Source organism: Rhodococcus sp. JS3073 (genome assembly GCF_026810085.1).
GTDB classification, from domain to species: Bacteria; Actinomycetota; Actinomycetes; order Mycobacteriales; family Mycobacteriaceae; genus Rhodococcus_F; species Rhodococcus_F wratislaviensis.
Genome location: NZ_CP113951.1, coordinates 2,014,263 through 2,031,409, shown reverse-complemented (window position 1 = coordinate 2,031,409; position 17,147 = coordinate 2,014,263). Strand labels below are relative to the sequence as shown.

Sequence of the window (17,147 nt, the reverse complement as noted above, 5' to 3'; positions counted from 1 at the left end):
AGTAGATGACAGCACGATCACGCAAGCCCCGAGCGTGAAGTCGATGGGAGACTCGATAATGGAAATACAGGACTACCTGCGGATACTGCAAGCACGATGGAAAATCATCGCCGTGACGACCGTAGTTGCAATTCTCGGCGCGCTGGGAGCATCATTGCTCACCACGCCGATGTACGAGGCGTCGACCCGCATGTTCGTGTCCACGTCGTCCGGGGCATCAGTCAACGAGATATACCAAGGCAATCTGTTCTCGCAGCAGCGAGTGACGTCCTACACCAAGCTGCTCACCGGTGAGAATCTCGCGCAGCGAACCATCGACAAGCTCGGCCTCGACATGACGGCGCCCGCACTCGCATCGCAAGTGAAGGCCAGCTCGGCACCGGACACGGTGCTGATCGACGTCAAGGTGCAGGATCCGTCGCCGGAACGCGCCCGCGACATCGCCAACGCCCTGTCCGACGAGTTCGTCGTCATGGCACGAGAATTGGAGACGCCCGAGCGTGGCGGCGCCCCGGCGGCGCGCGTCGTCGTCGAGCAGCAGGCTCAGACCCCGTCGGTGGCGGTCTCCCCGAAGACCACGCGGAACCTGGCGCTGGGTGCGGCGGTGGGCTTGCTGCTCGGTCTCGCGCTGGCCGTCCTGCGTGATCGCCTCGACAATACCGTCAAGGATCGGCGCACCGTCGAGGAGCTGGCCGGTTCCGCACTGATCGGCACCATCCCGTTCGACAAGGAGCGGCAGACGCAGCAGGCCATCAACTTCGCCGAAGGCAACTCGTCGAGCGCCGAGTCCTACCGCGAGCTGCGGACCAACCTGCAATTCCTCGAGGTCGACAACCCGCCGCGGGTCATCGTCGTCACCAGTTCGCTGCCCACCGAGGGCAAAACCACCACCGCCATCAACATCGCCCTGGTGCTGGCGGAGGGCGGCCAGAACGTGTGCCTGGTCGAGGGCGACCTCCGTAAGCCGAGGGTGTCGAAGTACCTCGGTGTCGTCGGTTCCGTCGGTCTCAGCAGCGTCCTCGCCGGCAAGGCCGACCTCGACGCCGTGCTCCAGCCGACGCAGTACTCGGGTCTCACGGTCCTGGCGTCCGGACCGATCCCGCCGAACCCGAGTGAGCTCCTCGGAACGGAGACGGCCCGCCAGGTGCTGGCCGATCTGCGCGGACGATTCGACTACGTGATCGTCGACGCGTCACCGCTGCTGCCGGTCACCGACGCGACCGTGCTGACCGCGATGTCGGACGGCGCGCTGGTTATCGCGCGGCACGCCGAGACCAAGCGGGATCAGCTGTCGCGGGCCGTGGGCAACCTGCACAGCGTGGGGGCAACCATCCTCGGAACGATCATCACGATGACGCCGAGCCGCGGACGGGGCGTGTACGAGTACAAGTACTACTACGAGACCGACAAGTCTCTGCCGCAGATGCAGCAGGCCGCCCCCGCGCAGCCTGCCGTGCAGCAGCAGCCCCCTCAGCATCAGGCACCTCAGCAGCCGCAGCCGGCCCCGTACGTTCGCGACGAGTACCCGCCGCAGCAGTACGGTCCGAACGGGGGAGATCCGCAGGAAGTGCCCGCCTATCAGGGGGCCCCGGCCTACCAGGGCGACCAGGGGCAGCAGTGGTACGGCGGTCCCGACCACTACGGCAACGAGCAGCAGGCGGGCGCACCGGTGCCTCCCACACCGCGACGCACCCGCCGCTACCGCGACGACCAGGAAGCCTGGTCAGAGACGGACGCTCCGCGCGACCACACCCAGTAGATCGGCGATCTCGGACCCGATGGTGAGGAAGGTGTCCTCGTCCTGCCCCATCGGGTCCGGAACGTCCTCCGGGGTCTCGTCGGCCTTGTGTTTGGGACGTGCCGCAGCCAGGTCGGCCACCGACTTCGCATCCGCCGCCTCCGCGAGCCGAGCCGCCTCCCGGAGCGTGAACGTCTTCTTCAGCTGCTCCGGGGCCAGCGCCAGCACCTTCTCGCGCTGACGCTCGGTCATCGTCAACACCAGATCCGCGTCCGCCGCCAGATCGGCGGTGAGCATCCGCGCGGTGAAATCGCTCGGATCACCGCCGAGACCCTCGAGGACTTGCGCGGCCGTCGGTTCCATCGGGCGTCCGACCGCGGCGCGGGTACCTGCGCTTTCGGCAGTCAGATCGGTGATCCCGAGCTCCTCGGCGTATGCCACTGCGAGGCGCTCAGCCGTTGGGGAGCGACAGACGTTTCCGGTGCAGACGAAGAGAACATGCATGGGCGAAGCATAGGGTCTCGCCTCGCACCGTTCGTACACGCACTGTTGGCTTCGAACATCAGTCGGGTAAATATCGCGCTCACCTGCGCTGGTTATCAAGGGTGCATGCGCTGCACCGTGTTTGGAACCGGATACCTGGGAGCCACCCACGCCGCCTGTATGGCGGAACTGGGCCATGAGGTCCTGGGCGTCGACATCGATCCCGGAAAAGTGGCGAAACTCTCCTCCGGGGAGGTCCCGTTCTACGAGCCCGGGCTGGGGGAGGTTCTACGCCGGAACATCGACGCCGGCCGACTGCACTTCACCACGTCGTACAGCGAGGCCGCCGAGTTCGCCGACCTCCACTTTCTCGGTGTCGGGACCCCGCAGAAGAAGGGGGAGTACGCCGCGGACCTGCGGCACGTGCACTCGGTGATCGACACCCTCGCCCCGCTGCTCGATCGTCCCGCCGTCATCGTCGGCAAGTCGACCGTTCCCGTCGGGACGGCGGCGGACCTGGGTGCGCGGGCCCGGGCGCTTGCACCGGCGGGTGACGCCGTGGAGGTGGCGTGGAATCCGGAATTCCTGCGGGAGGGCTTCGCCGTCGAGGACACCCTGCACCCCGACCGGATGGTGCTGGGTGTGGACCGGCAACGCCCCGGACGCGCGGAGACCGAGTTGCGCGAACTGTATGCCCGCCTGCTCGGTGAGGACATTCCGTTCCTGGTCACCGACCTCGCCACCGCGGAACTGGTGAAGGTCTCGGCCAACGCGTTCCTCGCCACCAAGATCTCGTTCATCAACGCCATCTCCGAGGTGTGCGAGGCCACCGGCGCCGATGTCACCCAGCTTGCCGACGCCCTGGGATACGACGCGCGGATCGGCCGGCGATTCCTCAACGCCGGTCTCGGCTTCGGCGGCGGCTGCCTGCCCAAGGACATCCGCGCGTTCATGGCGCGGGCGGGTGAGCTGGGCGCGAACCAGGCCCTGCACTTCCTCCGGGAGGTCGACAGCATCAACATGCGGCGCCGCACCCGGATGGTGGAGTTGGCGGCGCAGGTGTGCGGAGGTTCGCTGCTCGGCGCCAACGTCGCCGTGCTCGGCGCGGCCTTCAAACCCGAATCCGACGACGTTCGCGACTCGCCGGCACTCAACGTGGCGGGAATGATGCAGTTGCACGGGGCGGTGGTCAGCGTCTACGACCCGAAAGCCCTGGACAACTCGCGCAGACTGTTCCCGACGCTGAACTATGCGACGTCGGCGGTCGAGGCATGTGACAAGGCCGACGCGGTGCTGCTGCTCACCGAGTGGGCGGAGTTCGCGGCCCTGAAACCGGAGGATCTGAACGATGTGGTCCGGGCCCGGGTGATGGTCGACGGCCGCAACTGTCTCGACGCCGCGGACTGGCGCACCGCAGGGTGGGTCTATCGAGGTCTCGGGAGGGGATAGCGCGCTCGGATAACGGTTTGTGACCTTGCGGCGACCTGCGATAACGGGTTGACGATCTCCGCGCCCGGGAACATCGTGGGCGGTAGCGTCAGCCTCAATCGCAACGGAGGGCTGGCGATGTCGAAGGCACGTCACGGATCCCGACTCGCATTCCTCGCTGCCGTTGTCAGTATCTGTGCGCTCGGGGTCGCCCCGGCTCAGGCGGCGGAAGTACCGACCCTGCCGGGGCCGGCGCAATCCGACGCCGGCGCGGCCATCTCGTACGCGAAGCACCATCCGCATACGGCGCCGCCCGGGACCAACGATTTCTCGTGCCGCCCCGGTCCCGCGCACCCGCACCCGGTGATCCTCGTACACGGGAGCGACGGCAGTGCCTATTCCAACTGGGCCGGGTTGAGTCCGAAATTGAAGTCCGCCGGCTACTGCGTGTTCGCCCTGAACTACGGACGGAAACCGGGCACCGAACACTTCGGGATGCAGACGATGACCGAGGGAGCGGCCGAACTCGAGGTGTTCGTCGACGATGTCCTGGCCGTAACCGGTGCGGACGAGGTCGACCTGGTCGGGCACTCGCAGGGCGCGACGGTGGCCCGGTACTACATCAACAGGCTCGGCGGGTCCTCGAAGGTGAACCGCTGGGTCGGTCTCGCGTCACCGTCCTACGGTGGAACGTTCTTCGGGATCGCGACGGCTCTGCAGACGCTGCCCGGTGGCAACGAGTTGATAGTGGGGATCGGTTCGGAGGCCCTCGCCGAGCAGGTGCAGGGATCGCCGTTCCTCACCGCGCTCAACGCCGGCGGCGACACCGTCCCCGGCGTCGAATACACCACGATCGGGACGCGGTACGACGAGGTGATCCAGCCGTACACCAACGTCGCGCTGCACGATCCCGGTGCCACCAACATCCTCGTCCAGGACCTGTGCCCGCTCGATCAGACCGGACATTTCAACCTGCCCTACGACCCGTTCTCGCAGCAATTGGTTCTCAACACGCTCGATCCTGCACACGCGATCGTGCCGCCGTGCACGTTCGTGCCGCTGGGCACGGGCATCGCGGGAGTGATCATCGCGAGCAACTTCTGAGTTGCCTCTCGCCGAACGGTTGCTCGGTTGCTCCGTCGGACCGCTTCGCTAGACTGCGGGCCATGGAGTGGGGGGATTCCGGATCGAACCCGTGCACAGTCGAGTTAGGCGGCCCATGAGTTCGGTTCTAGGTGTGTCGGTCGGTGCGAGCGCGGTGCGCTTGGCACGACCCGACTCCGTGAACCGTGACGACGCCGGGAGCCGGCTCGTCCCCGATTTCCGGGCCCAGGTCGTCGCCGCGGGGCGGGACCTTCCGGAGGAACTCGCCGCCGAATCGATCGGCGTCGTCCTCGCCGGGGCACCCGACGCCGGGCAGGTCCGAGCCACCGGGGTCGCCTACCGCGACGAAGCCCAGGCAGGCGCCGTTCAGGCGGCGATGGCCCGGCAGCAACTCGTCAACTACCAACTCGTCACCGAAGCGTCGGCGGCACTGAAGTTCCTCGACGTCTCGGGCGCCCTCGGCGACCATGCGACGCTCGTGTTCTACGACCTGGGCAGCTCCGGGCTCACCGTGAGCGTCGTCGACCGGGCGACGGGGGAGGTGGTGGAGACGGTCCGCACCGACACGGTGAGCGGAGACGTCTTCGACCGGCTGATCCGCGACAACCAGTTGGAGAACAAGCGGATCGAGGAGCCCGGCGGCGCGGCCGCCGGCCTCGCGCTCGACCTCCGCTGTCGTGAGGCGAAGGAGCGGCTGTCCACCGGCGGCGCCGTCGCGGTGCCCGGTGACGGCGGGCTGCTGTTGCTGTCCCGCGACGTCTTCGACGCGCTGATCGGTGTCACCGTCGAATCCTCGGCACGCCTCGCCCGCGACGTCGTCACGAGGTCGGGACGAACCGCCGACGCCGTGGTGCTCATCGGCGGCGGTGCCCGCATTCCCCTCGTCCGGTCGGTGCTGCAGTCGTGGCTCGGGTTGCCGGTCGTGGTTCCCGATCACCCCGAACTCGTTGCGGCACAGGGTGCTGCGCTGCTCGCCCAGCAGGTGGTGCAGCCACCCGCCGAGGTCGCCAGGGTCCTCCCGCCGCCATACACGCCGCAGTCCGCACCGGACGCAGTCGTATCCACCTACCAGGCTCCGAGCGCGACCGTCGCACGCACCGGTGCGCCGTCGAGTACTCCGTCCTGGCTGAGCGCCGCCGCACCGCCGCCGAGTCAGCAGGTGGCCAAGCCCCAGATCCGGGGGGCCGCACTGGCGGGCAGCGCACTCGCCGTGGTCGCGGTGATCGGTCTCGGGCTCGGGTACGGCAAGAACCTGCTGGCCCGCACCGAGGGCTCGTCTCAGCCGGTGACCACGCAACTCACCACCGAGTCGCCGGTCATGACCCAGGTGGCCACGCCGTCGCCGACGACGCCCCCGACGCCTCCGACGTCCGAGGCCGTCGAAGCGCCGATCCAGACGGCGTCGCAGATCCGGATTCCCGAGCCGGCGCCCGCACCGCCGCCCCCACCGCCCGCGCCGTTGTTCCCCGGTCTGCCGCAGATCCAGTTGCCGCCGCTCCAACTACCCGAACTTCCCAGGTTCCCCGGAACGTAGTCGCCGCCGTTCTCCGGGCCTACGATGGGAATGGTTCCGGCGTAGAGAGGATGTGTGCAGTGACTGCAAATCCGGCGGAGTTCCACAGCACTCCCAACGTTCCCAGGCCCTCGGCGGCCGCGCCGGCAGACACGCGCCGGCTCGTCGCCTACTCCAAGCCGATCCTGAAGATGTTCCCGCCCACCAGCGAGCACGCGGCCAAAGTGACGATGCTGACCGTCTACGCGCTGATGATCATCGCCATCATCTTCATCGTCCTCCGGGAGTTCGGCGTCTTCAGCTAGCGGACGCCGCGCTACTTGGAATGGCGGCCACCGCGTGACGGCTTGATCGCGGGCACCCCGCCGGAGGGACCCGCGCCGATCGGACGTGCCAACATCACCGCGATCGCGGTGGTCAGCGGAACCGACAGTGCCAGGGCGATGCCACCGACCGCCGAACGCACGATCTCGATGGCCACGGCATCACTGAGCAGCACGTCCTGGATCGACCGCCCCGCCACACTGAACAGCAACAGCAACGGCAACGCCCCGCCGGCATACGCGAGGACGAGGGTGTAGACGGTGCTGGCGATGTGATCGCGACCCACGCGCATCGCCGAACCGAAGATCTGCCGCCGGGACGCGTCGCGGTCCAGCGACGCCAGTTCGAACGCGGACGCCGCCTGCGTGATGGTGACGTCGTTGAGCACACCCAGCGAGCCGATGATGAAGCCGGCCAGCAGGAGTCCGGTGATGCTGACGTGCTGTATGTACGTCTGGACGTTGGTGTTCTGCTCCTCGGAAAGCCCAGTGAGACGAGTCATCTCGATGGTGGCGTAGGAGAGGATCGCCGCCACCAGCATCGACGCGAGAGTGCCCAGCAACGCGGAACTCGTTCGCAGGGAGACACCGTGCGCGAGATACAGCACGGCATACAGGATCACGGCGCCGGAGACGAGGGCCACCGGGATCGCGGGTTGTCCGTCCAGCAGGGCCGGGAGCGTGAACAGGACGAGCACGCCGAACGAGACGACGATGCCGACGAGTGCCCGGAATCCGCGCCACCGCGCGACCGCGATCACGACGACGGCGAACGCGAGGGCAATGAGGGTGACGGGCAGGCCGCGGGCATAGTCCTCGAACGAATACTCCGTGGTGCCGTTCACGTCCGTCTGACGGGACAGCCGGATGTTCTCGCCCACCCGGAGGTCGGGCTGCCCGGGGCCGGGAATGATTTCGAGGAGCGTCTGGGTGCCGGTATTGGGACCGGACTCGATGTCGACGATGCTGCGCTGGCACTCGTACGCGCCCGCGGGCGGCGGCAACGGGGTGCCGGTGAAGACGCGTCCGGCCGACGGACTTCCGCAGTCGCCGATGTTCTGCATCGTGACCGTGCCCGACTCCGTGACGACCGCACCGCCCTGGGCGCTCTGGAAGGGCTGTTCGACGTCGACGCCTGGCTTGCCGGGCCACAACGCGATAACGCCGATGAGCACCGCGACGCCGATGGCGACGAGGAGTCCGACGACCACCTTGGCGGCCACGGGCCCCATCGGGGCCGGTCCGTCGCTGTGGCCGTGGCCATGTCCGTGTCCGTGGAATTCGCTCATCGGCCGCATCGCGTCGGCTGCTGGGGGGATTGTCTCGGCACGCACGACAGGGTAGTCGGACGGTGACCGGAGACGCTGTGACGGAAGTGGCGTGCGATGCCAGTGTTGCCACGCTGTCCGGCTCGTATTGCTCTCGTGTCGCTTATATGTCGCCGGTGTGATTAGATATCGAAGCATGGCACGCAGCAGCTAATCTGCAGCGAACGCCGAACTCCACGCAGGGTGGTCCGGAACTCCGAACGAGGGGTGTGTTCCGCGGACGCAGAGCCGCTGCGTGGAGAGATTTGCCGAGCTGGGTGGCGGGGTACAGGGGGGGTTGACCCCGCCACCAACCTGGCGCCCACAGGGGGGGGAGGGGCGACAGGTGCTCGAGGCACTCGAGGTGCCGGTTGCCAATCTACCGACACGGTAGGGGTATTCGTCAACCGGGCAGGTGAAATCGCCCACATGTCGTGACCTCGTACCCCGACGGCCTAGGATTATGGCCGTTCGGAGGTGTTCCAGTGCGAATCTCGCGGCAGTCGCGATCCAGCAACCATCTTCGCCGGATCGTGGCGGAGATGGGTATTCCCGTGCCCTGGAACAGGGATCAGCTCGTCGCCGGCGTCGCGGCCCGTCGTGGGCGCCCGATTCACCTGGTCCCCGTCTCGCACGCCCTGGTCCAGGGCGGTCATTCCGGCCTCTGGCTCGCACGGGCCGAGGACGACCTGATCCTGTACGCAGCGGGGACATCGGACGTGCACGCCACCCACATCATCTGCCACGAACTGGCGCACATGGAGCTCGGCCACGACCGCGACACGATCGGGGACACCTCCGTCGACTCGACGGTGTTGTCGGCGGCAGCGCCGACGGTCGACACCGCGCGCGTGGTCCACATGCTCGGCCGGTCCAACTATTCGAACGACCAGGAATACGAGGCGGAGCTTCTCGCCACCCTGATCATGGCGGGTCGTCGAGCGGGGACGAGCGACGACACCGTCGGTGACGCACGGGTGTCGCGGATGCTCGGAACGTTCTGACGCCGTGTACGAACCGCCCACCTATGTGAGCTGGCCGCTCCTCGCCGTCGTCTGGGGAACGACTCTCCTGCGCCTGGTTCTCGTCCGGTCGACGGTCGCCGAACGCCGGATGAACGCCGCCCTCGTCTTTGCGTCCCTCTCCCTGGTCCTGCAGCGATCACTGGCACAGACCTGGCTCGACCGCTGGTACGGGTACGGGTTCGCGAACACCCTCAGCAACGTCTGCATCATCCTCACCGCGGCGTCGCTGATCAGCCTGTTCTCCGCGTGGGCGCTCGGCCCGGCGCGCCTTCCCCGCATCCACGTCGTCTCGCTGTCGATGTGTGCCGTCGCGGGAGCGATCCTCATCGGCCTGAGCACACCGGCGCGATCGCGCGGCGTCGCCATCGCCGACGAGGGTGGCTGGCCCTTCGCGGCGTACTGCATCACCTACGCGGTTCCGATCCTGTCCGTCGCCCTGCTCAACCTCTGGATCTCGCTGAAGGCCGTGCGCACCGCGACACCCGGACGCGAGCGCCGGGTGTTTCTCGCGGTCATCGCCCTGTCGTTGTTCGAGGTGTTCGACATGGGGGTCGTCGTGACGACCGGCGTGGTCAACGCGGTCAGCGAAGACAACGCCCTGACCGAATCGCACAGCGACTCGGGGGCGTTCATCCGCCTGCTCGTCGTGTCGGCGGGCGCGCTCATCTCGGTCGGACCGGTGGCGCGGGTGCTCGGTCACCGGCGGCGGTCGCGGCAGGTGGCCCTGCGTCTGCAACCGATGTGGCGGACCCTGACCGCCGCTGTGCCCGAAGTGGTCCTGGAACTGCGACCGGCGGATCGCCGGGCACTGTCGGCCCGTAGCCGCCTGGACCGCATGAGCGTCGAGATTCGCGACGCGATCATGATCCTCGACCGGCACGTGGTGTTCGAACTCGGCGGGCATACCGGCGCCGCACCACCCGTGGTCACGGCGACGCGGCTGCACCTCGCGTGCCTGGCCCGCAGGGCCGGTCACCGGGCGCACGGCACGGGCGGGACGGCCCACCTGTTCACGACCGACGTCGGCGGCGAACCGTGGGAGTTGGCCCGGCTGGCCGATCACTGGCGGGACGCCGAGCACGTGGCGGCCGAACTGTGGGCGCGTCGCCTCCCTCAGTTCGGCGGCCCCGCCGACCCGTCGGCGCGCGTCCCCGCTCAGGTCTGACGGCGGTCCGGCGTCGCGACCGGCAGCGGTCCGCGACTCCGCCGCAGATTCTCCAGAAGGGGAATCAGCGATTCCATCTCCGCGGTGGTCGGCTCCGCGGACGCATCGAGCGATCGCATCGACAGGTGCCGGACGCCGGCCTCGCGGACCGCGATCTTGAAACGGACCAGCGTGTCGTAGTCGTGGTAGCCGTCGGCGGCGAGGTACTGCTCGGGGGCGTGGAAGTGCTGCGCGACCGCCCGCAGGACGTCGGGCTCGGGCGCGTGGTGATCGTTGCTGCGCAGGGACTCGATCTCGGACGGCTCGACGGGCCGGCCGAGTATCCGCGACACACCTGCGGCGACGGTGTCTTCGCCCGGTTCGGGACCGTCGAGGTCGTGGGCCAGCGAGAAGAGGCGGTTGACCCGCACCGACAGTGGCACGCCGTTCATGCGTTCACCTCCGCGTCTCCGCTGCGTTCGGGATCCTCGGTAGCCACGAGTTTCACCGCGTCCTCCCATCGCCGCCAGAAGCGTTCCCGGGTGGCGGCGTCGAGGCCGTCTCCCCGGCCGTAGAGGAAGCGGCGATACCGTGCTTCCTCCAGTTCACGCGGGTCGGTGACCGTGGACGGTTCCTCCAGCAGGTGGCCGAATGCGAATTCGACCAGCGGCTGGCGCGGCCCGGCGGGTCCTCCGTTGACTTCCAGCAACCGCGTCACGTACGCGCCGGTGATCTTCGAGACAACCCGGCTCAGTTCCCCCGCTGCCTCGGCCAGCCCCGGAACGTCGGGATGCGCCGCGCTCAGCTTGGTGATCTGGGTATGCGGCCCCAGGATCTCGATGATCGTGTCCAGATCCAGCGGAATCTCCGACGGCCCGAGCGTCAGCGGGCGCGCGGTCGGCGACCGGTCCTCCCCGTCGAGCGCCTCGAGCGGGGTCGGATGACCGCCGTCGAGGGTGCGAGCCGCGCTGCCCGGAGCCCAGCGGAGCGCGACGTCCAGTTTGCGGAGGGTCTCGATGCTCGGATCCGGGCCGGTTCCGTTCTCGGCACGCGTCTGAGCTGCGTCGGACGGGCCACCCGCGGCCGTGACCTCGTCCTGTGTGAGGTTCAGCAAACGCCGTCGCCGGTGGACGAATTGTCCGAAACGCGCGCGGGTGCTGGTGACCATGCTTTTCCCCCAGGAGACACGCAAGCGACGCGCGTGTCGCTTGCTGTGTCTCGATCCTACTGCTTGTAGCTGGTGAGGAAATTTCCGAACCGCTCGATGGCGACAGCGAGATCACGCGCCCACGGCAACGTCACGATGCGGAGATGGTCGTGGTCCGGCCAGTTGAAGCCGGTGCCCTGCACCATCAGGATCTTCTCCTGCAGTAGAAGGTCCTGGACCAGTTTCTCGTCGTCGTAGATCTCGTACACGTTCGGGTCGAGGCGCGGGAATGCGTACAGCGCGCCCTTCGGCTTCACGCAGGAGACACCGGGAATCATGTTGAGGCGTTCCCAGGCCACATCGCGCTGCTCGAGCAGTCGCCCACCCGGCAGGATCAGGTCTTCGATGCTCTGGTGCCCACCGAGCGCCACCTGGATGGCGTGCTGACCGGGCACGTTCGGGCACAGACGCGTCGACGCGAGCAGGTCGAGTCCCTCGAGGAAACCCGCGGCGTGTTCCTTCGGGCCCGTGATGGCCACCCAACCGGACCGGTAGCCGGCGACGCGGTACGCCTTCGACAGGCCGTTGAACGTCAGGCACAGCAGGTCCGGGGCCAGCGTGGCGAGTGAGATGTGCTTGGCGTCGTCGTAGAGGATCTTGTCGTAGATTTCGTCCGCGAGAAGCAGCAGCTGATGCTTGCGCGCCAGGTCGACGAGCTGCTGCAGCACCTCCATCGAGTACACCGCACCCGTCGGATTGTTCGGGTTGATGACCAGCAACGCCTTGGTCTTGTCGGTGATCTTCGACTCGATGTCCGCGATGTCGGGGTTCCAGTCGTTGCCCTCGTCGCACAGGTAGTGCACCGGGGTGCCGCCGGCTAGGCTCGTCATGGCCGTCCACAGCGGGTAGTCCGGTGCCGGGATCAGCACCTCGTCGCCGTTGTCGAGGAGCGCCTGCATCGTCATCGTGATGAGCTCGGACACACCGTTACCCAGGTAGATGTCGTCGACGTCGAGCTCGGGGAATCCGGCGACCAGCTCGTAGCGGGTGACGATCGCGCGACGTGCCGACAGGATGCCCTTGGACTCGGAATACCCCTGCGCGTACGGGAGCGCGGCGATCATGTCGCGCATGATCACGTCCGGCGCGTCGAAACCGAACGGTGCGGGGTTGCCGATGTTGAGCTTGAGGATCCGGTGGCCTTCCGCCTCCAGCCGGGCGGCGTGGGCATGTACCGGTCCACGAATCTCGTAGAGCACGTTCTGAAGCTTGGTGGACTGCTCCAGCTTGCGGTGCGGCATGCGGTGATGGCCGTGGTCTGGGTTGCTCACGAGCGTCATTCTCCCACTCCCGGGCAACCCGATTTCTACTGGTGGGTATCAGACCGCCGTCGCGTCGTCGAAACACCCCGCCCGCGCAGGTGCCCGTCGTACCCTCGATAGGGGGTCGGATCCGTCTCGCATTCACCGCGCCCGGAGGGAATGACGCTCATGTCAGCACCGGTATCCCGTCGCCCCGGACCCGTCGACATCGCGCACCACAGCCATCTCGTCGGGGTGTTCGCGCCGCAACGGGAGGAGGTGGACGTCCGGGATCTCGAGGTGATCGGCGAACTACCCGCCGATCTTCACGGCGCCTATCTGCGCAACGGTCCCAACCCGCGGTTCGACCCGATCGGCACGTACGTCTACCCGCTCGACGGCGACGGCATGGTCCACCGAATCGAAGTCGCCGACGGTGCCGCCCGGTACACCAACCGCTTCGTCCGAACCCCGATGGTGCAGGCGGAGGAGAAGGCCGGGCACGTCATCTGGCCCGGCGTCACCGACGCCTACACGCCGACCGAGGACGAGGTGGGGCCCGAACTGGCGGGCACGTCACGCGAGTTGCCCGACATCAACATCGTCCGGCACGGCGGACGGCTGCTCGCGATGGCCGAGACCACGCTGCCGTTCCGCCTCGACCCCGCCGACCTGAGCACGCTGGGACGGGAGAACTGTGACGGCGCCATGGGTGTGGGGAGCACCGCGCACCCCAAGATCGACCCGGTCACCGGACAGATGGTGCTGTTCAACTGAGCTATCAGCGTCAACTGAGCTACCAGCGGAATCTTCGCCGTTCCGGGCTGGGGAGAAGCTGATCTGTCGTTTCGGGTGGATGTTGGTGTGGTTGGCGGGTCGGGTTCGTTTCTGGTTGCCGATGTACGCGGCGGTGATTGACAGCGGCGTTCGCCTGCGGACGCGCCGGCAGTGAGAGGGCGACTAGAAGTGGTTGCCCCCAGACATTTGTGTATGTGTTCGGGACTCCTGCCGCAGCGCGCGTGACGGTGTCGCCGTCGAATTTGGTGAGTGTTGCCCCCGGGACTTGTCGGACCCCTCTGTCATGATCTATTCACACATCGGGTCGGTGAGGCTAGTCGACTAGGGGAGGCGGTGGGTGCGAGGTGAAACGGATTGTCGTGGTCAAACTCGAACCCACTGCTGATCAGTTTGCGGCGCTGGAGTCGACATTGGTGTCGTGCAATGAGGTTGCCAACGAGGTTTCCGGGTGGGCTCAGTCGATGCGACTACGATCGCGGCGGTCGTTGCAGGTCGCGCTGTATCCGATGGTGAAGACGCGGGGCCTCTCCGCGCAGCCGGCGTTGCATGTTCTGCGGAAAGTTGCCGACGCGTACACCACCAGACAGGCGAACCTGACCAACGGAAACTACGGTCGACCGGGGTCGAAACGGTATACGGCGGTGGCCGGTACCGCGGTCGAATTCCGGCCACGTGCTGCCCAACCGTTCGACGACAGGTGCCTGTCGTGGCAACTGGATTTGTCGACCGTGTCGATCTGGACCACCGCGGGCCGGATGCGGGGTGTGCGGTTCGTGTGCGCGCCGTGGCAACACAAGCTTCTCGCTTCCCGCAAGGGTGAATCCGACCTCGTCTACCGCGACGGGCACTTCTACCTGCACGCCACCGTCGACGAGCCCTCACCGGAACCGGCCCCGCCGCCGGACACCGCCGAAGGCTGGCTGGGAGTGGATCTGGGGATAGTGAACCTCGCCGTCACCACCGACGACGATCCGGCCACCCTCGACGTGCGGTGGTCCGCAGGGGCGGTGACCGCGCGTAGGAAGAAGTACGCCACACTGCGCGCGACGTTGCAACGGGTCGGCACGAAATCGGCGAAACGTAAATTGAAGGCACGGCGACGAAAGGAACAGCGGTTCGCCACCGATATCAACCATCAACTGTCGAAAACCATTGTTGCCAAGGCACAACGCACCGGTCGTGGGATCGCGGTGGAAGACCTGTCGGGTATCCGCGACCGGGTACGGCTAGCCCGGAGGCAACGGACCCAACTCCACTCCTGGGGATACGCTCAGCTACGAGCGCAGATCACCTACAAGGCCGAGATGGCTGGGGTGCCCGTCGCCGTCGTCGACCCCCGGAACACCTCGCGGACCTGCTCACACTGCGGGTACTGCGACAAGGCGAACCGGGTCTCCCAAGCAACATTCCGATGCCGACACTGCCAGTGGGCCGGTCACGCCGACCACAACGCGGCCCGCAACATCGCCGCACTCGGACATCGCACGTACAGGGCCGCCCAATCAACCGCGCCCATAGCAGCCACCCCTCCCGCAGCCAGTGGGAACGTGAGCAGCAAACCCGGCCCCTTCAGGGCCGAGTAGTTGATCTACATGCTTGAGGCCCCGTATTTGACGTGGTACCGATTCGGGTTCCGGCGGGCCTTCACGGCGCGTGGCTGCCTGCGGAGTAGCGGACGGCGGAATATCCTCGGCGGATGACCTCTGCGCCTTACGGTTCCTGGCCCTCTCCGATCGCGGCGGCGGATCTCGCCTCCAGCGGCCACCCCGTCGAGGGCGGCCGGTACGTGGGCGACGACGTGTGGTGGTCGGAACTGCGACCCAGCGAAGGTGGCCGGGTCGCGGTGCGGCGCCTCGGTCTGGACGACGAACCGGAAGACGTTCTGCCCGCGCCGTGGAACGCCCGCACCCGCGTTCACGAGTACGGCGGCGGCGCCTGGACCGTCACCGACGCCGGCCGCCTGGTGTTCGCCGAGTTCAGCGATCAGCGTCTGTACCTGCTCGAAGGCGGGACACCGGTGCCGCTGACACCGGAGCCGCCGCAGCCCTGCTCGCTGCGGTACGGCGACCTGTCGGTGGTCGACGGCGAGGTGTGGGCCGTCCGCGAGAGGCACGACACGGACGGCCGCGTCTCCCGCGACATCTGCGTGATTCCCCTGGACGGGTCGGCGGCGAACGATCCACACCGGGTGCGGTCCGTCGTCGCCGGCTCCGACTTCCTGGCCAATCCGCGGCTGTCCCCGGACCGCAGGCACCTCGCCTGGATCGCGTGGGACCACCCGCAGATGCCGTGGGACGGCACCGAGCTCAGGGTCGTGGCGGTCGAGGGCGGCCGCGTGACCGGGAAGGTGCGGACACTTCTCGGCGGTCCCGAGGAATCGGTGCTGCAACCGGAATGGGTCGGGCCCACCGACCTGTACACGATCAGCGACCGCAGCGGCTGGTGGAATCTCTACCGCGTCGGCATCGACGATCCCGACCCGGTCGCGTTGTGCCCGATGGACGCCGACTTCGGCGGCGCGCTGTGGATGCTCGGCGGCCGCTGGCACACCCGCCGCGACGACGGCACACTCCTGACCGTGCGGACATTCGGCACCGACACCCTCGCCGTCCTCGATCCCGCGACCGGTTCGCTCATGGACATCCCGCTGGACGGGCTCACCAGCGTCGGCCTCGGGGACCGCAACGGCAACCGGATCCTGCTGCTCACCGGCGGCGCCCAGACCCCGTCGGGCCTGCGCGAACTCGACCTCGACACCGGTGCACTCCGCACCGTCCGGCTGTCGGTCACCGAACTTCCCGAGGCGGCATATCTCCCCGAGGCCCGGCAGCTGACGTTCCAGGGCGCCGAACGCGAAGTCCACGTGATCGCCTACCCGCCGCGTCACCCGCGGTACCGGGGCGAGGACGGGGAGTTGCCGCCGTATGTGGCGTTCGTGCACGGCGGACCGACGTCGCGGGTCGCGCCTTCGCTGAATCCGGTCTTCGCGTTCTTCACCAGCCGCGGTATCGGCGTCGTCGACGTGAACTACGGCGGTTCCACGGGATACGGTCGCGAGTACCGCAACCGGTTGCGGGGACAGTGGGGGGTCGTCGACGTGGAGGACGTGGTCACGGCGGTGACCGGCCTCGCCGAGGCGGGCATGGCGGACCCCGGCCGGCTCGCGATCGAGGGCGGATCCGCCGGCGGGTGGACCGTGCTCGCGGCGCTGACCACCTCGGACGTGTTCGCGTGCGGTGCGTCCTACTTCGGGGTGGCCGAACTCGACGGGTTCGTGAAGGAGACACACGATTTCGAGTCCCGGTACATCGACGGGCTGATCGGCCCGCTGCCCGAGGCGGCCGACCTCTACGCCGAACGTGCACCACTGAACAACGTTGCCGGACTGAACTGCCCGGTTCTGCTCCTGCAGGGACTCGACGATCCGATCGTGCCGCCGTCGCAGGCGGAACGGTTCCGGGATGCGCTCGTGGAGAAGGGCATCCCGCACGCCTACCTCGAGTACGAGGGGGAGTCGCACGGATTCCGGAAGCTGGCCACCCTGATCAGCTCGCGTAACGCCGAACTGTCCTTCTACGGCCAGGTACTGGGATTCGAGCCACCGGACATTCCGCGACTCGAACTCTGGCGACCGCCCAACGGCTGACCGTCCACCCGGAATCCAAACGGTGTGATGCACAAAACAAACCATTTGTTGTGCTCTTCTCTGATCGCCGAGATTTAGAGACCGCGCGGTATCAACGGAGCGAGGTATCGCGTCGGCGGCTGGGCCGCGGGTAGCGTCGGAAAGAGGAGTCGATAGCCGCAGCTGAGTGAAATGGGTGTTCCCCTTCGCG

Annotated in this window: 14 protein-coding genes and 1 pseudogene; 10 read left to right on the top strand and 5 right to left on the bottom strand. The window is 67.6% G+C overall.

The features are described from left to right. The first annotated feature begins 58 nt into the window (after positions 1-58). Positions 59-1,759 carry a polysaccharide biosynthesis tyrosine autokinase gene (locus OYT95_RS09430; protein WP_268792221.1) on the top strand — a complete coding sequence of 567 codons (1,701 nt, stop codon included), beginning with the start codon at positions 59-61 and terminating at the stop codon, positions 1,757-1,759. Here OYT95_RS09430 and OYT95_RS09425 read toward each other — a convergent pair. Further along, the gene (locus OYT95_RS09425; protein WP_011597644.1) at positions 1,724-2,242 is read right to left on the bottom strand and encodes an arsenate reductase/protein-tyrosine-phosphatase family protein; all 519 of its coding nucleotides are present in this window, start codon (positions 2,240-2,242) and stop codon (positions 1,724-1,726) included. The genes OYT95_RS09430 and OYT95_RS09425 overlap by 36 nt on opposite strands. 105 nt (positions 2,243-2,347) lie before the next feature. Between OYT95_RS09425 and OYT95_RS09420 the strand changes: the two genes are divergently transcribed. The 4 genes from OYT95_RS09420 to OYT95_RS09405 all read left to right on the top strand — a co-directional run bounded on the left by OYT95_RS09420 (position 2,348) and on the right by OYT95_RS09405 (position 6,571). Next, a complete protein-coding gene (locus tag OYT95_RS09420; RefSeq protein ID WP_268791261.1) occupies positions 2,348-3,670 on the top strand; it encodes a UDP-glucose dehydrogenase family protein in 1,323 nt (440 codons plus the stop codon). 117 nt (positions 3,671-3,787) lie between these two features. After that, positions 3,788-4,753 carry an esterase/lipase family protein gene (locus OYT95_RS09415; protein WP_268791260.1) on the top strand — a complete coding sequence of 322 codons (966 nt, stop codon included), beginning with the start codon at positions 3,788-3,790 and terminating at the stop codon, positions 4,751-4,753. A 115-nt stretch (positions 4,754-4,868) separates the two neighbouring features. Continuing rightward, entirely contained in the window at positions 4,869-6,287 is a 1,419-nt protein-coding gene (locus tag OYT95_RS09410) for an Hsp70 family protein (protein ID WP_268791259.1), read from the top strand. Positions 6,288-6,346: 59 nt separating this feature from the next. Continuing rightward, complete coding sequence (locus OYT95_RS09405; protein ID WP_268791258.1) at positions 6,347-6,571, top strand: hypothetical protein; 225 nt, start codon at positions 6,347-6,349, stop codon at positions 6,569-6,571. Between the two features lie 11 nt (positions 6,572-6,582). On the opposite strand, the gene OYT95_RS09400 is transcribed toward OYT95_RS09405, so the two are convergent. Then, positions 6,583-7,878 carry a YibE/F family protein gene (locus tag OYT95_RS09400; RefSeq protein ID WP_268791257.1) on the bottom strand — a complete coding sequence of 432 codons (1,296 nt, stop codon included), beginning with the start codon at positions 7,876-7,878 and terminating at the stop codon, positions 6,583-6,585. Between the two features lie 560 nt (positions 7,879-8,438). Here OYT95_RS09400 and OYT95_RS09395 point away from each other — a divergent pair. Together OYT95_RS09395 and OYT95_RS09390 are read left to right on the top strand one after the other, a co-directional pair. After that, the gene (locus OYT95_RS09395) at positions 8,439-8,900 is read left to right on the top strand and encodes a hypothetical protein (protein WP_268791256.1); all 462 of its coding nucleotides are present in this window, start codon (positions 8,439-8,441) and stop codon (positions 8,898-8,900) included. Positions 8,901-8,904: 4 nt separating this feature from the next. After that, positions 8,905-10,086 (top strand): MAB_1171c family putative transporter, encoded by a 1,182-nt coding sequence (locus OYT95_RS09390; RefSeq protein ID WP_268791255.1) that lies wholly within the window; start codon positions 8,905-8,907, stop codon positions 10,084-10,086. Here OYT95_RS09390 and OYT95_RS09385 read toward each other — a convergent pair. The 3 genes from OYT95_RS09385 to OYT95_RS09375 are packed head-to-tail and all read right to left on the bottom strand — an operon-like array spanning position 10,077 to position 12,552. Further along, on the bottom strand, positions 10,077-10,517 hold the full coding sequence (locus OYT95_RS09385) for a hypothetical protein (RefSeq protein ID WP_268791254.1): 441 nt from the start codon (positions 10,515-10,517) through the stop codon (positions 10,077-10,079). The genes OYT95_RS09390 and OYT95_RS09385 overlap by 10 nt on opposite strands. Next, positions 10,514-11,233 (bottom strand): helix-turn-helix domain-containing protein, encoded by a 720-nt coding sequence (locus tag OYT95_RS09380; protein WP_268791253.1) that lies wholly within the window; start codon positions 11,231-11,233, stop codon positions 10,514-10,516. The genes OYT95_RS09385 and OYT95_RS09380 overlap by 4 nt, the downstream gene beginning before the upstream one ends. Positions 11,234-11,289: 56 nt before the next feature. Further along, on the bottom strand, positions 11,290-12,552 hold the full coding sequence (locus OYT95_RS09375; protein WP_005238257.1) for a pyridoxal phosphate-dependent aminotransferase: 1,263 nt from the start codon (positions 12,550-12,552) through the stop codon (positions 11,290-11,292). A 150-nt stretch (positions 12,553-12,702) separates the two neighbouring features. Here OYT95_RS09375 and OYT95_RS09370 point away from each other — a divergent pair. The 3 genes and pseudogenes from OYT95_RS09370 to OYT95_RS09360 form a co-directional block, all read left to right on the top strand. Then, a pseudogene (locus OYT95_RS09370) lies at positions 12,703-13,287 on the top strand (carotenoid oxygenase family protein); the annotation flags it as partial. Positions 13,288-13,655: 368 nt separating this feature from the next. Next, positions 13,656-14,894, top strand: a complete 1,239-nt coding sequence (locus OYT95_RS09365) for an RNA-guided endonuclease InsQ/TnpB family protein (protein WP_268791252.1) — start codon at positions 13,656-13,658, stop codon at positions 14,892-14,894. Between the two features lie 113 nt (positions 14,895-15,007). After that, on the top strand, positions 15,008-16,957 hold the full coding sequence (locus OYT95_RS09360) for a S9 family peptidase (RefSeq protein WP_268791251.1): 1,950 nt from the start codon (positions 15,008-15,010) through the stop codon (positions 16,955-16,957). Positions 16,958-17,147: the final 190 nt, after the last annotated feature.

Bases quoted from the DNA above. Each gene is read 5' to 3' on its own strand.
- OYT95_RS09430 (WP_268792221.1), top strand. From the start codon at position 59: ATGGAAATACAGGACTACCTGCGGATACTGCAAGCACGATGGAAAATC.
- OYT95_RS09425 (WP_011597644.1), bottom strand. From the start codon at position 2,242: ATGCATGTTCTCTTCGTCTGCACCGGAAACGTCTGTCGCTCCCCAACG.
- OYT95_RS09420 (WP_268791261.1), top strand. From the start codon at position 2,348: ATGCGCTGCACCGTGTTTGGAACCGGATACCTGGGAGCCACCCACGCC.
- OYT95_RS09415 (WP_268791260.1), top strand. From the start codon at position 3,788: ATGTCGAAGGCACGTCACGGATCCCGACTCGCATTCCTCGCTGCCGTT.
- OYT95_RS09410 (WP_268791259.1), top strand. From the start codon at position 4,869: ATGAGTTCGGTTCTAGGTGTGTCGGTCGGTGCGAGCGCGGTGCGCTTG.
- OYT95_RS09400 (WP_268791257.1), bottom strand. From the start codon at position 7,878: ATGAGCGAATTCCACGGACACGGACATGGCCACGGCCACAGCGACGGA.
- OYT95_RS09395 (WP_268791256.1), top strand. From the start codon at position 8,439: ATGGGTATTCCCGTGCCCTGGAACAGGGATCAGCTCGTCGCCGGCGTC.
- OYT95_RS09385 (WP_268791254.1), bottom strand. From the start codon at position 10,517: ATGAACGGCGTGCCACTGTCGGTGCGGGTCAACCGCCTCTTCTCGCTG.
- OYT95_RS09380 (WP_268791253.1), bottom strand. From the start codon at position 11,233: ATGGTCACCAGCACCCGCGCGCGTTTCGGACAATTCGTCCACCGGCGA.
- OYT95_RS09375 (WP_005238257.1), bottom strand. From the start codon at position 12,552: ATGACGCTCGTGAGCAACCCAGACCACGGCCATCACCGCATGCCGCAC.
- OYT95_RS09360 (WP_268791251.1), top strand. From the start codon at position 15,008: ATGACCTCTGCGCCTTACGGTTCCTGGCCCTCTCCGATCGCGGCGGCG.